Origin of the sequence: Citrobacter europaeus (assembly GCF_037482245.1) — a bacterium.
Taxonomy (GTDB): domain Bacteria; phylum Pseudomonadota; class Gammaproteobacteria; order Enterobacterales; family Enterobacteriaceae; genus Citrobacter; species Citrobacter europaeus.
Map to the genome: position 1 here is coordinate 4,256,122 of NZ_CP148084.1, position 14,336 is coordinate 4,270,457.

Here is a 14,336-nt window from a genome sequence, read left to right on the forward strand (position 1 = left end):
GCCATCAGGCAATCAATGCCGGATGGCGGCGCGAGCGCCTTATCCGGCCTACATGGACACCCATAAATGCCAGGAGAAAAATTATGCATCATTTACCCATGCCAGCCTTTGGCCCACTTGCCGGGGTACGCGTCGTTTTTTCAGGGATCGAAATTGCCGGTCCGTTCGCCGGACAAATGTTCGCCGAATGGGGCGCTGAGGTTATCTGGATTGAAAACGTCGCATGGGCAGATACTATCCGCGTACAGCCTAACTATCCGCAGCTCTCACGCCGTAACCTGCACGCCCTGTCGCTGAATATTTTCAAAGATGAAGGCCGGGAAGCGTTTCTGAAGCTCATGGAAACCACCGATATTTTCATTGAAGCCAGTAAAGGCCCGGCCTTTGCCCGGCGCGGTATTACCGATGAAGTGCTGTGGGAACATAACCCGAAGCTGGTTATCGCCCACCTTTCCGGCTTTGGCCAGTATGGTACCGAGGAGTACACCAATCTTCCGGCGTATAACACCATCGCGCAGGCGTTTAGCGGCTATCTGATTCAAAACGGCGACGTTGATCAGCCAATGCCCGCCTTCCCGTACACCGCCGATTACTTCTCCGGGATGACCGCAACGACGGCTGCGCTGGCGGCCCTGCACAAAGTACGCGAAACGGGTAAAGGCGAAAGCATTGATATCGCCATGTACGAAGTAATGCTGCGCATGGGGCAATACTTCATGATGGACTACTTCAACGGCGGCGAAATTTGCCCACGCATGACCAAAGGCAAAGACCCGTATTACGCTGGCTGCGGCCTGTATAAATGCGCCGATGGCTATATCGTCATGGAACTGGTCGGCATCACGCAAATCAACGAGTGCTTCAAGGATATTGGCCTCGCCCACATTCTTGGCACACCGGAAGTCCCGGAAGGTACCCAGCTTATTCATCGCGTGGAATGCCCATACGGCCCGCTCGTGGAAGAGAAACTGGACGTCTGGCTGGCAGCGCACACCATCGCCGAAGTCCAGGCGCGCTTTGCTGAGCTGAACATCGCCTGCGCGAAAGTGCTGACCATTCCGGAACTGGAAGGCAACCCGCAGTACGTTGCCCGTGAATCCATTACTCAGTGGCAGACGATGGACGGTCGCACCTGCAAAGGGCCGAACATCATGCCGAAATTTAAAAACAACCCGGGGAAAATCTGGCGTGGCATGCCATCACACGGCATGGATACCGCCGCCATTCTGAAAAACATCGGTTATAGCGAAGCAGACATAAATGAGCTGGTCGGCAAAGGCCTGGCCAGAGTTGAGGAATAAACGCGACGCGCTGACCCGCTCGTTGGTTGGCGCTCACGCCTGTTTTCAGTGGATAAAGCAATATGGATATCGTTGGCGGACAAAACTTACGTCAGATGTGGGACGACCTGGCCGGGGTGTACGGAGATAAAACGGCGTTAATTTTCGAATCCTGCGAAGGAATCGTTCGGCAGTTTAGCTATGCCTCGCTCAATGAAGAGATTAACCGCACGGCAAACCTTTTCCATTCCTTAGGGATCCGCAAGGGCGATAAGGTCGCATTGCATCTGGATAACTGTCCGGAATTCATCTTTTGCTGGTTTGGGCTGGCAAAAATTGGCGCCATTATGGTGCCGATTAATGCCCGCTTACTGGGCGAAGAAAGCGCCTGGATCCTGCAAAACAGCCAGGTGAGCATGCTGGTCACCAGCGCCCAGTTTTATCCTATGTACCGCCAGATACGGCTGGAAAATACCACTCCGCTGAATCATATCTGTCTGATTGGCGAGCAGCTTCCGGTTGACGACGGCGTGAGCCACTTTACCCAACTGCAGGCCAGCCAGTCGACCACGCTGTGCTATACGCCCGCGTTATCCACTGACGATACGGCGGAAATTCTGTTTACCTCAGGCACCACCTCGCGGCCTAAAGGGGTGGTGATTACCCACTACAACCTGCGTTTTGCAGGCTACTACACTTCCTGGCAAATCGCTCTGCGCGATGATGACGTCTATATGACGGTGATGCCCGCTTTTCATATCGACTGCCAGTGTACGGCGGCTATGGCGGCATTCTCCGCAGGCAGCACCTTTGTGCTGTTGGAGAAGTACAGCGCCAGAGCGTTCTGGGATCAGGTGCGTAGATATCAGGCGACGGTCACCGAATGCATTCCGATGATGATCAGAACGCTGATGGTACAACCTGCCGCACCAACCGACAGACAGCATCACCTGCGCGAAGTCATGTTCTATCTCAATTTATCTGCACAGGAAAAAGACGCCTTTACCGAACGCTTTGGCGTCAGGCTGCTGACCTCCTACGGCATGACTGAAACCATCGTCGGTATTATTGGCGACCGTCCCGGAGACAAGCGGCGCTGGCCCTCTATTGGTCGCGTAGGTTTTAGCTATGAAGCCGAAATCCGTGACGATCACAACCGTCCCCTGCCCGCCGGAGAAATTGGCGAAATCTGCATTAAAGGCGTGCCGGGCAAAACAATCTTCAAAGAGTACTACGCCCAGCCGGAGGCTACCGCCAAAGCGCTGGAACCTGAGGGCTGGTTACATACCGGAGATTCAGGTTACCAGGATGCAGACGGCTTTTTTTATTTCGTCGACAGGCGCTGCAACATGATTAAACGCGGCGGGGAAAATGTCTCCTGCGTCGAACTGGAAAATATTATTTCTGCGCATCCGAAAATTCAGGACATTGTGGTGGTTGGTATTAAAGACTCGATCCGTGATGAAGCCATCAAAGCGTTTATCGTCCTTAATGAAGGTGAAACATTAAGCGAAGCCGAGTTCTTCAGCTTCTGTGAAAACAATATGGCGAAATTCAAGGTTCCCTCTTTTATGGAGATAAGAGCCGACCTGCCGCGTAATTGTTCAGGAAAAATAATCAAAAAAAATCTGAAATAAGCCTTCCGGCCGGAATTCCTCCTGCCGGGAAACCTATTTATCTGGAGATGAACTATGAGTGAATCATTACATCTGACCCGTAACGGCTCGATCCTGGAAATTACCCTCGACCGGCCTAAAGCCAATGCCATCGACGCGAAAACCAGCTTTGCCATGGGGGAAGCTTTTCTTAATTTTCGTGACGACCCGGAATTACGCGTAGCGATTATCACCGGCGGTGGTGAGAAATTCTTTTCTGCAGGCTGGGATTTAAAAGCGGCGGCTGAAGGTGAAGCGCCGGATGCCGATTTTGGCCCAGGCGGCTTCGCCGGTTTAACCGAAATTTTCGACCTCGATAAACCAGTCATCGCCGCGGTAAACGGTTATGCGTTTGGCGGTGGTTTTGAGCTGGCGCTGGCGGCGGATTTTATCGTCTGCGCGGAAAATGCCAGCTTCGCGCTGCCGGAGGCAAAGCTCGGGATCGTGCCTGACAGCGGCGGCGTACTGCGTCTGCCTAAACTGTTGCCACCGGCTATTGTCAACGAAATGGTGATGACCGGCAGGCGAATGAGCGCCGAAGAAGCGCTGCGTTGGGGTATCGTCAACCGCGTTGTCAGCCAGAGCGAACTGATGGATAGCGCACGCGAACTGGCGCAGCAGCTGGTAAATAGCGCCCCGCTCGCTATTGCCGCATTGAAAGAGATTTACCGTGCGACCAGCGAAATGCCGGTGGAAGAAGGCTACCGTTACATCCGCAGCGGCGTGCTAAAGCACTATCCGTCGGTGCTGCACTCGGAAGATGCGCTCGAAGGACCGCAGGCGTTTGCCGAAAAACGCGATCCGGTATGGAAAGGTCGTTAATGTGCCAATGCCGGATAGCGCTTCGCTTATCCGGCCATAAAACCGAGATAAAACGATGAGCTACTACGCCTTTGAGGGTTTGATTCCGGTGGTACATCCGGATGCTTTTGTCCATCCCAGCGCCGTGCTGATTGGCGATGTCATTGTGGGGGCTGGAGTTTATATTGGTCCGCACGCGTCATTGCGCGGAGACTATGGACGCTTGATCCTGGAGGCAGGCGCTAATCTGCAGGATGGCTGCATCATGCATGGCTACTGCGACACAGATACCGTCGTGCATGAAAATGGACACATCGGCCATGGCGCGATCCTGCACGGTTGCGTGGTGGGCAGAGATGCGCTGATCGGTATGAACAGCGTCATTATGGACGGCGCGGTGATTGGCGAAGAGAGCATTGTCGCCGCCATGAGCTTTGTCAAAGCCGGATTTCAGGGGGAGGCAAGGCAGATGCTGGTTGGCTCACCGGTTCGCGTTCTACGCGAAGTCACGGACCAGGAACTTCACTGGAAACGGCTGAACACGAAAGAGTATCAGGACCTTGCTATCCGCTGCCAGACAGGCCTACACGAAACGCAGCCTTTAACGCGGGTCGAAGAAAACCGGCCGCGCCTGAAAGGCACGACGGACGTGAAACCAAAATCAGCACAGTAATTGATGCCGGATGCGCTCACGCTTATCCGGCCTGTGAGTCAATCACCGTTTATGCCGCCATCAGGCAAACTGACAATTAGCGACGCATACTCTTGGAGAGCATCATCTGCCATTTCTGCTCACGGTTGAGCTCTGTTGGAGGAACCGCTGACAGGCGCGGCGTTTTCGCCATGCTCACCTTTTTTTCCTGCAAATTGTGATTCAATCGTCTGTAGAGGTGAGAATCAATACTGATGACTTTCACCAGACGCTGGCACTGGCAACCACGGCCCGCAATCTGATTAGGGATCATCTTAACTTCACAAACAATTTCTCCCACTTCCGACAGAATATAAGAGAGCGTATTAATTGCTTTGCAGTGTTCAATATCAAAATGGCGGGAAATTTCCTTTGCGGTGATCCAACGATCCTCAGCCATCATCCAGTCAGCGATTAACAAATAAAGCGGTCTTTCAACATATTTTTCACACATAAGCACACCATTTCACAAATTAAAAATCTGGCTACGGCCTGTCCAAATTAATAAAAACTAAGCCATATTAAAATTGTGGATATAAAAGATAGTATGCGACTTGAATGTTGATTAGTGTGAGCAACATCGTGCTTATTACATTGAAAATGTGGTTATGAAAGCGCATTTGGCCAGGAATGACCTTACACGAGATTAAAAAAGGGTTTCTTTACAGAAACCCTTTCAAAATTATATTGCTGGTCCGGTTAACGCAATTATCACCGGACCCTTTTTTTATGCCTTTTTGATCTGCGCGTGCATTTCCTGAACCGAGGTCACCTTCTCGGTAGCGTCAGCATTTAGCGCCATCGCCGTCGCGAAACCACCGTTCAGGGTAGTGTCGTAATGCACCTTATACTGCAGTGCGCTACGGCGAATCAGCTTGGAGTCTTCAATCGCCTGACGACCTTCGGTGGTGTTGATGATGTAAGTATATTCGCCATTCTTGATACGGTCCTGAATGTGCGGACGGCCTTCATGCACCTTGTTCACCAGACGTGGATTGATACCCGCTTCGCCCAGCACAATCGCGGTCCCGTGCGTCGCATCAAGCTCGAAGCCAAACTTCAGCAGCTTCGCCGCCAGGTCAACCACGCGCTCTTTATCGCCTTCGCGAACGGAGAGCAGCGCACGACCCTGCTTTTTCATGGTGGAGCTACTGCCCAGTTGTGCCTTGGCGAACGCTTCCGCGAAGGTGCGGCCCACGCCCATCACTTCCCCGGTAGAGCGCATTTCTGGCCCTAACAGCGGGTCAACGCCCGGGAATTTGTTGAACGGCAGCACCACTTCTTTCACCGAGTAGTAAGGCGGGATAACTTCTTTGGTTACGCCCTGCTGTGCCAGCGTTTTCCCGGCCATCACGCGCGCCGCGACTTTTGCCAGCGGTACGCCAGTTGCCTTGGAGACGAACGGAACGGTACGCGCCGCACGCGGGTTCACTTCAATCAGGTAAACTTCGTTATTCTTCACGGCAAACTGGACGTTCATCAGACCGCGAACCTGCAGCTCGAAGGCCAGTTTCTGCACCTGCTGGCGCATCACATCCTGAATTTCCTGGCTCAGGGTGTACGCTGGCAGAGAACATGCGGAGTCGCCGGAGTGCACGCCCGCCTGTTCGATGTGCTCCATGATGCCGCCAATCAGCACCATTTCGCCGTCGCAGATAGCATCCACGTCCACTTCAACCGCATCATCAAGGAAACGGTCCAGCAGCACCGGCGCATCGTTAGAAACGCTGACCGCAGTCTGGAAGTAGCGACGCAGGTCGGCTTCGTCGTAGACGATTTCCATCGCGCGGCCGCCAAGTACGTAGGACGGGCGCACCACCAACGGGTAACCAATCTCTTTCGCCTTCTCAACGGCCATCTCAATGGCGGTTACGGTAGCGTTCGCCGGTTGTTTCAGCTTCAAACGGTCAACCGCCTGCTGGAAACGCTCGCGGTCTTCCGCGCGGTCGATGGCATCTGGGCTGGTGCCGATAACCGGTACGCCCGCCGCTTCCAGCGCGCGCGCCAGCTTCAGCGGGGTCTGGCCGCCGTATTGCACGATGACGCCTTTTGGCTTCTCGATGCGCACGATTTCCAGTACGTCTTCAAGCGTGACCGGCTCGAAGTACAGGCGGTCAGAGGTGTCGTAATCGGTAGAAACCGTTTCCGGGTTACAGTTGACCATAATGGTCTCGTAACCGTCTTCACGCAGCGCCAGCGAGGCGTGTACGCAGCAGTAATCGAACTCAATACCCTGGCCGATACGGTTTGGACCACCGCCCAGTACCATAATCTTGTCGCGGTCGACGGACGGATTCGCTTCACACTCATCTTCATAAGTGGAGTACATGTAGGCGGTATCGGTGGCAAATTCTGCCGCACAGGTATCCACACGCTTGTAGACCGGGTGCAGATTAAATTGGTCACGCAGCTTGCGGATTTCCGCTTCGCGTACGCCGGCCAGTTTCGCCAGACGCGCATCAGCGAAGCCTTTACGCTTCAGTACGCGCAGGAAGTCAGCGTCGAGGCCGTTGATGCCAAGGTCGGTGACTTTTTCTTCCAGACGCACCAGCTCTTCAATCTGCACCAGGAACCAGCGGTCGATGTTGGTCAGGTTGAACACGCCATCGATGGACAGGCCCGCACGGAAGGCATCGGCGATGTACCAGATACGCTCAGCGCCCGCGTCTTTCAGCTCGCGGCGGATTTTGGTCAATGCTTCCGGATCGTCGAGGCTTACTTTCGGGTCGAAGCCGGTCGCGCCCACTTCCAGACCGCGCAGGGCTTTCTGCAGCGATTCCTGCTGGGTGCGGCCAATCGCCATCACTTCACCGACAGATTTCATCTGCGTGGTCAGACGGTCGTTAGCGCCAACGAATTTCTCGAAGTTGAAGCGTGGAATTTTGGTCACAACGTAGTCGATGGACGGCTCAAATGAAGCCGGAGTACGGCCGCCGGTGATGTCGTTCATCAGTTCGTCGAGGGTATAGCCCACCGCCAGCTTGGCGGCGACTTTCGCAATCGGGAAACCGGTGGCTTTAGATGCCAGCGCAGAAGAACGGGATACACGCGGGTTCATCTCGATGACAATCAGGCGGCCGTTTTTCGGGTTTACCGCAAACTGGACGTTAGAACCGCCGGTTTCCACGCCGATTTCACGCAGTACCGCCATCGAGGCGTTACGCATGATTTGATATTCTTTGTCGGTCAGCGTCTGGGCAGGTGCTACGGTGATGGAGTCACCGGTATGGATACCCATTGCGTCAAAGTTTTCGATGGAGCAGACGATGATGCAGTTGTCGTTTTTATCACGCACCACTTCCATCTCGTACTCTTTCCAGCCAATCAGCGATTCATCAATCAGCAGCTCGTTGGTTGGGGAAAGATCCAGACCACGTTCGCAGATTTCTTCGAACTCTTCGCGGTTGTAGGCGATACCGCCGCCGGTGCCGCCCATGGTGAAGCTAGGGCGGATAATGCACGGGAAGCCAACGTCAGCGGCAACCGCCAGCGCTTCTTCCATGGTGTGGGCGATGCCTGAACGCGCGGTATCAAGACCAATTTTTTTCATCGCGATGTCGAAGCGACGACGGTCTTCCGCTTTATCAATGGCATCTGCCGTCGCGCCAATCATGGTCACGCCGAACTCAGCCAGTACGCCCTGACGTTCCAGTTCCAGCGCGCAGTTTAGCGCCGTCTGACCGCCCATGGTTGGCAGCACCGCGTCCGGGCGCTCTTTTTCGATGATTTTACGCACCACTTCCCAGTGAATCGGCTCGATGTAGGTGGCATCGGCCATTTCCGGGTCGGTCATGATGGTTGCCGGGTTGGAGTTCACCAGAATAACGCGGTAACCCTCTTCACGCAGCGCTTTACACGCCTGCGCGCCGGAGTAGTCAAACTCACACGCCTGACCGATAACAATCGGACCCGCGCCGAGGATCAGGATGCTTTTTATGTCTGTACGTTTTGGCATTGTCTTCTCAGCTCCTGATTATTTAGCGGTCTTACGGTATTGCTCTACAAGTTCGATGAAGTGATCGAACAGCGGTGCGGCATCGTGCGGGCCAGGGCTCGCTTCAGGGTGACCCTGGAAGCTGAACGCCGGTTTGTCGGTACGATGAATCCCCTGCAGGGTGCCGTCGAACAGTGACTTATGGGTCACGCGCAGGTTGGCAGGCATGGAAGCCTCATCGACCGCAAAACCGTGGTTCTGCGCGGTGATCATCACGGTGTTGTTATCAATATCTTTTACCGGATGGTTGCCGCCGTGGTGGCCAAACTTCATCTTAATGGTCTTCGCACCGCTCGCCAGCGCCAGCAGCTGATGGCCGAGGCAGATGCCAAATACCGGAATATCGGTTTCGAGGAATTTCTGAATCGCGGTAATCGCGTAGTCGCACGGCGCCGGGTCGCCAGGGCCGTTGGACAGGAAAATGCCGTCTGGATTCATCGCCAGCACGTCTTCTGCGGAGGTCTTCGCCGGAACCACCGTCAGGCGGCAGCCGCGGTCCGCTAACATACGCAGAATGTTACGTTTGGCGCCGAAATCGTAAGCCACAACGTGGAACGGCAGTTCATCGGCGGATTTAGCTTCCGGCAGGTCACCGGCCAGCGTCCAGCTCCCCTGCGTCCAGCTATAAGGCTCCGCGGTGGTCACTTCTTTCGCCAGATCCATACCGTTCAGACCCGGGAAGGCTTTCGCTTTTTCCAGTGCCAGCGCCGCATCCGGGTTATCGCCCGCGATGATGCAGCCGTTTTGTGCGCCCTTTTCACGCAGCAAACGCGTCAGCTTACGGGTATCGATATCGGCAATCGCCACAATGTTATGGCGTTTGAGGTAAGAAGAGAGGTCTTCAGTATCGCGGAAGTTGCTGGCAATCAGCGGCAGGTCGCGGATGACCAGGCCTTGCGCATGTACCTGAGAAGATTCTGCATCGGCTTCGTTGGTGCCGACATTACCGATATGAGGATAAGTAAGAGTGACGATTTGGCGGGAATAGGAAGGATCAGTGAGGATTTCTTGATAACCGGTCATTGAAGTATTGAAAACGACTTCCCCAACCGCCGAACCTGTTGCCCCTATGGCCCGACCGTGAAACTGGGTTCCGTCTTCCAGAACCAATAGCGCTGACTTAATCAAAACACCCTCCAGAGAATATTCACTCACTTTATTTGCATATTAATTCATTAACACCTCATGAATCAATGCAAATTTGCTTACCTATGGATTTCTGGCAAACGGCGGCATTCTAGAGATAGCCCACGTAAAAGTCTACCCAAAAGGGCATTTTTTATTATTATTTTACGCCACTGGGATAAATCACACGATTTAACAGGCAAAAAGATCAGCTAACTCGGGGTGGAAAACGCTTGCGGCAGGCAAAGAGTGTAAAAACATGAAGTATGATAGAAAAAAGTGGACCATTTGGTCAAAATTTACATTGAGATAACAGAATAACTCAACAAAACACAGACAAATGCCAGATTAAAAGAAAAAATACACTTAAAAGCAAAAAAATAAAAGGGCAATAAAATATTGCCCTATGTAATCAAATAATTATGATTACAATAACCACATCACGAAGGGTAATAAAAGCTATAAATTGCGTAAATCAAGCACATCTTTCATATCAAAAAGACCATTTGACTTTGATTTCAGCCAAATCGCCGATCGCACTGCGCCATTGGCAAAGGTCATACGGCTGGACGCTTTATGCGTGATCTCAATACGCTCGCCAATATCGGCAAACATCGCGGTATGCTCACCGACGATATCCCCCGCCCGCACTGTGGCAAAACCGATCGTGCCCGGTACGCGCTCACCGGTGTAACCTTCACGCGAATAGACCGCGCACTCTTTTAAATCTTTATCCAGCGCCCCGGCAATCGCCTCGCCCATCGCCAGCGCAGTGCCTGACGGCGCATCCACTTTATGGCGGTGGTGGGCTTCAATAATCTCAATATCGGTGTAATCACCCATCACTTTCGCCGCCTTCTCCAGCAGCTTAAGCATGACATTGACGCCAACGCTAAAGTTCGCGGCGAAAACGATAGCAATCTCCTGCGCGGCATCGCGAATAGCCTGTTTACCTGCGTCATCAAAGCCGGTGGTGCCAATCACCATCCCTTTACCGTGCTGGCGGCAAAACGCCAGATGCGCCAGCGTGCCTTCCGGGCGGGTAAAATCGATGCAAACATCGAAATCATCTTTCACCGCTTCAAGGCTACTTTGTACGGTAACGCCCGTTTTCCCGGCTCCCGCTAACTCTCCAGCATCGCTTCCCAGTAAGGAAGATCCTTCGCGCTCCAGCGCCGCGCCGAGCTGTACGCCATCCATGCCGAGAGTGGCCTGAATCAACTGACGCCCCATGCGTCCTCCGGCTCCCGCGATGGCAACGCGGATTTGTGCATCATGCATAGCTATTCTCTTTTGTTAATTTTACGTAAATCGTTTTCAGATTAACCAGCGCAACGCTGCGCCGCCAGCCGAAAACGTCGATAATTAGAATTTAATGATAAACAGGCAGAGATATCAGTAAAAGGCATGACGATCAGCTAAAACCACATGATTCTCTGACCACCAGCGCAGGCGGCAGAATAATACGTTTCGGTGGTTCGTCATTTCCCTGAATGCGACTGTAAAGTAGCTCTCCAGCCTTGCGACCTATCTCTTTTGCCGCCACCGACACGGTGGTGAGCGCAGGTTGTACCAGCGCCGCTTCGGTGATGTCATCGAACCCCACCAGCGCAAAATCGCGTCCTGGTTCACGCCCCATCTTACGCAATGCCTGCATGACCCCAAGCGCCACGATATCCTGATAGCAAACGGCGGCGGTAATTTGCGGGAAACGCAGAAGAAGAGACTCCGCCACTTTTGCGCCGTCAATTTGGCTGGCCTGCGTCGCCACAATCCATTGCGGATTCGGCGATATTCCATGCTCCAGCAATGTGCTGGTGAATCCGCCGATACGCTGCGCCCGGCTGCCGGAACTTGGGCTTCCGCCAATAAACGCAATATTCTTGTGCCCCATTTTGACTAAATGGGTGGTCGCCATTTGCGTACCGAGAAAGTTATCGGTGCCCACAAAATCAAAATCAGGATCGCTAAGGGGACGGACCACCATGATGGCGGGAATATTGCGCCTTTTCAGCGCTTCAAAGAAGGATGTCGGCGTTTCGCGCGCCGCACAGAGCACCATGCCGCAGGCATTATTGCGCATCAACGAATCAACAAATTTTTGCTGCCGCTCTCCTGACTCTTCGCTGTTTGCCAGAAACAACAGCAGGTCATGCCGTTCCATCTCGTGGCTTAGCCCTGCCGTCATCTCACCGTAAAAAGGGTTAGTGATATCGTGTAACAACAATCCGACCTGATTACTGCTCCGGTTACGCAGGTTGGCGGCAGTTTGGTTATAAACGTACCCAGCATCATCCAGCGCTTTGAGCACCCGGTCACGCGTGCCCTGAGAAATGCGCCCCCGGTTACGCAACACCATTGAAACGGTTGCCGTGGAGACTCCCGCGCGTTCAGCTACCTGCGCCAACGTGACTGTTGTCATGACTTCTCCTGATTTATTACGAAGGTTAATCGAATAACCGAAATCTTGTCTTTTTACCTGTGATTCACATCACGCTAACGCGTATTTCACCGCACTGGATTCTGATTATGGCGGGTTAATCGCGTTAACCACACTATGAAAACAAGGTTAATCGATTAATCTTAAATAAGCCAACACGGAGAAAGAAAATGCGTACAACCTATAATAAATACCCTGAGGTTAACGTTCAGGGCTATGACAACCACGCCTGGCAGGGTTGGTCGTCAATCCATTCTGTGCTTAACACCAGGGTTTCTGGCGCAGCCAAAACCGTATTGATCGTGGATTGCTATCCGGGCGTGCGGCTTGACGAGCTGGAGCAACAGCTTATCAGGACGTTTGATACCGCTCTGGTACTGAATATTGAATCCGCTCGTCGCGATGAGCAGGCCCTGCATGATTTACTGGCACGTAACCTGACCGACGATCGCGTATTCGGCGTGCTTTCCTGTCATCACCTGGATGAATTTTTTGATAGCGACAAACTCAGCCAGCTCCGCCAACAGATTGATGCCGTTAGTGAAGGACTGGTCGTGGTATACGGCTCTGGCGCTGCATTGGCGCACCCGGGTGACGTGCTGGTTTATGCTGACCTTCCGCGCTGGGAAATTCAGCAACGCATGCGCCATAACGGGCTGGGTAACTGGGGGGCAGAAAACCAGGATGAAGATATTCTTCGTCGTTACAAACGTGCTTTTTTCATTGAATGGCGGGTCTTCGACAAACACAAAACGCCGTTACTCAAACGCGCCGATTATTTGCTCGATACCACGGTAGAAAATAGTCCTGCGATGGTCAGCGGCGACGCGCTACGCGCCGGTCTGCAACAAACCACCCAACAACCGTTTCGCGTTGCCCCTTTCTTTGACCCCGGCGTCTGGGGCGGGCAATGGATGAAACAACGCTTCGATCTCGATCCCTCAGCCCCCAATTACGCGTGGTGTTTTGATTGCGTGCCCGAGGAAAACAGCCTATTACTGCGTTTTGGCAACGTGCGGATCGAGATCCCCTCTCAGGATCTGGTGCTGACCTGTCCCCGCCCCCTGTTAGGCGAAAAAGTCCATGCGCGCTTTGGCGCGGAATTCCCTATCCGTTTTGACTTTCTTGACACCATTGGCGGTCAGAATTTGAGCTTTCAGGTTCATCCGCTCACCGAATACATTCAGCAGCAGTTTGGCATGCACTATACCCAGGATGAGAGCTATTACATTCTCGAAGCCGAGCCGGACGCCGTGGTGTATCTCGGCACCAAAACCGGGATCGCGCCGCAGGATATGCTCGACGATCTGCGTGCCGCGGGTCGTGGTGAAAAAACGTTTGATGATGAACGATTCGTGAATCAGATCCCTGCGCATAAACACGATCACTTCCTGATCCCCGCCGGAACCGTTCACTGTTCGGGAGCAGGCACCATGGTGCTGGAGATCAGCGCAACGCCGTATATTTTCACTTTCAAACTGTGGGACTGGGGTCGCTTAGGGTTAGACGGCTTACCGCGCCCGGTACATCTGGATCACGGTCAGCAGGTTATTGACTGGCAGCGTGACACGCAATGGGTACACGACAACCTGGTCAACCGTATTGAACCCCTCGCTGAAGGAGAAGGTTGGCGAGAAGAAAGAACCGGAATGCACGAACGCGAATTTATCGAAACGCGCCGCCACTGGTTTACGGCACCGGTCACTCACCATACCCATGGCGGCGTAAACGTCCTGAACCTGGTCGAAGGCGCGCAGGCCGTTGTCGAAAGCCCGAGCGGCGCGTTTGCCCCGTTTGTCGTCAACTATGCAGAGACCTTTATCATCCCAGCCGCCGTTGGAGAGTATCGCATTTCGCCGTTTGGCAAAGGCATCGGACAACAGCTAGCCACGATTAAGGCCTGGGTCAGAGGATAAGCGCATGATTAACGTTATTGTTGCCACCCATGGTCCCCTGGCGGACGCGCTTCTCGCCAGCGGTCGTATGGTTTACGGAGAATTACCACATGTTTATCCCGTCACGCTGAGCGAACAGGCAGGTATCGAAGGGTTTAAACAGACGTTCTCTCAGGTTCTCGCAAGTGCCGGGAAAGACGCTGACGGCGTTCTGGTGCTGTGTGACATGCAAAGCGGTACGCCGTGGAATGTCGCCTGCCATCATGCGTTTTCTGCACAAACGGTTCCTCCCGTTGCCGTGGTAGCGGGAGTTAATTTCCCGATGCTGTTACAAAGCGAGGAGATCTGCCATTTAACGGACGTTCACGCCGCAGCCGTCGAGCTGTTGGCGTTGACGGTACCCACGCTGATTAAAGCCGCCCCGGTTTTATCCGTTCAGTCCGACGATTTTTAAA

General features: G+C 53.5%; 11 protein-coding genes. 6 read left to right on the forward strand and 5 right to left on the reverse strand.

Annotation, left to right across the window (positions count from 1 at the left end):
- Nucleotides 1–83: 83 nt before the first annotated feature.
- From caiB to caiE, 4 genes are all read left to right on the forward strand, one after another.
- Nucleotides 84–1,301, forward strand: a complete 1,218-nt coding sequence (gene caiB / locus WHR59_RS19925; RefSeq protein ID WP_199994977.1) for an L-carnitine CoA-transferase — start codon at nucleotides 84–86, stop codon at nucleotides 1,299–1,301.
- A gap of 62 nt (nucleotides 1,302–1,363) precedes the next feature.
- On the forward strand, nucleotides 1,364–2,917 hold the full coding sequence (caiC, locus tag WHR59_RS19930) for a crotonobetaine/carnitine-CoA ligase (RefSeq protein ID WP_043018388.1): 1,554 nt from the start codon (nucleotides 1,364–1,366) through the stop codon (nucleotides 2,915–2,917).
- A 54-nt stretch (nucleotides 2,918–2,971) separates the two neighbouring features.
- Complete coding sequence (gene caiD, locus WHR59_RS19935; protein ID WP_043018387.1) at nucleotides 2,972–3,757, forward strand: crotonobetainyl-CoA hydratase; 786 nt, start codon at nucleotides 2,972–2,974, stop codon at nucleotides 3,755–3,757.
- Nucleotides 3,758–3,812: 55 nt separating this feature from the next.
- The gene (gene caiE / locus WHR59_RS19940; RefSeq protein WP_047406286.1) at nucleotides 3,813–4,409 is read left to right on the forward strand and encodes a carnitine operon protein CaiE; all 597 of its coding nucleotides are present in this window, start codon (nucleotides 3,813–3,815) and stop codon (nucleotides 4,407–4,409) included.
- A 76-nt stretch (nucleotides 4,410–4,485) separates the two neighbouring features.
- Here the strand turns inward: caiE and caiF are convergent, their stop codons facing one another.
- The 5 genes from caiF to WHR59_RS19965 form a co-directional block, all read right to left on the reverse strand.
- Nucleotides 4,486–4,881: a carnitine metabolism transcriptional regulator CaiF gene (gene caiF / locus WHR59_RS19945; RefSeq protein WP_043018385.1), complete on the reverse strand. Its 396-nt coding sequence runs from the start codon at nucleotides 4,879–4,881 to the stop codon at nucleotides 4,486–4,488.
- Between the two features lie 273 nt (nucleotides 4,882–5,154).
- The gene (gene carB, locus WHR59_RS19950; protein WP_047406289.1) at nucleotides 5,155–8,382 is read right to left on the reverse strand and encodes a carbamoyl-phosphate synthase large subunit; all 3,228 of its coding nucleotides are present in this window, start codon (nucleotides 8,380–8,382) and stop codon (nucleotides 5,155–5,157) included.
- 18 nt (nucleotides 8,383–8,400) lie between these two features.
- Entirely contained in the window at nucleotides 8,401–9,549 is a 1,149-nt protein-coding gene (gene carA, locus WHR59_RS19955; RefSeq protein ID WP_043018383.1) for a glutamine-hydrolyzing carbamoyl-phosphate synthase small subunit, read from the reverse strand.
- A gap of 456 nt (nucleotides 9,550–10,005) precedes the next feature.
- The gene (gene dapB / locus WHR59_RS19960) at nucleotides 10,006–10,827 is read right to left on the reverse strand and encodes a 4-hydroxy-tetrahydrodipicolinate reductase (RefSeq protein WP_200008005.1); all 822 of its coding nucleotides are present in this window, start codon (nucleotides 10,825–10,827) and stop codon (nucleotides 10,006–10,008) included.
- A gap of 133 nt (nucleotides 10,828–10,960) precedes the next feature.
- Nucleotides 10,961–11,968, reverse strand: coding sequence for a LacI family DNA-binding transcriptional regulator (locus tag WHR59_RS19965; protein WP_047406294.1), 1,008 nt, complete (start codon nucleotides 11,966–11,968; stop codon nucleotides 10,961–10,963).
- Between the two features lie 188 nt (nucleotides 11,969–12,156).
- Here WHR59_RS19965 and WHR59_RS19970 point away from each other — a divergent pair, with 188 nt between their 5' ends.
- Together WHR59_RS19970 and WHR59_RS19975 are read left to right on the forward strand one after the other, a co-directional pair.
- The gene (locus WHR59_RS19970) at nucleotides 12,157–13,902 is read left to right on the forward strand and encodes a class I mannose-6-phosphate isomerase (RefSeq protein WP_043018380.1); all 1,746 of its coding nucleotides are present in this window, start codon (nucleotides 12,157–12,159) and stop codon (nucleotides 13,900–13,902) included.
- A 4-nt stretch (nucleotides 13,903–13,906) separates the two neighbouring features.
- A complete protein-coding gene (locus WHR59_RS19975; protein WP_075145223.1) occupies nucleotides 13,907–14,335 on the forward strand; it encodes a PTS sugar transporter subunit IIA in 429 nt (142 codons plus the stop codon).
- Nucleotide 14,336 lies beyond the last annotated feature (1 nt).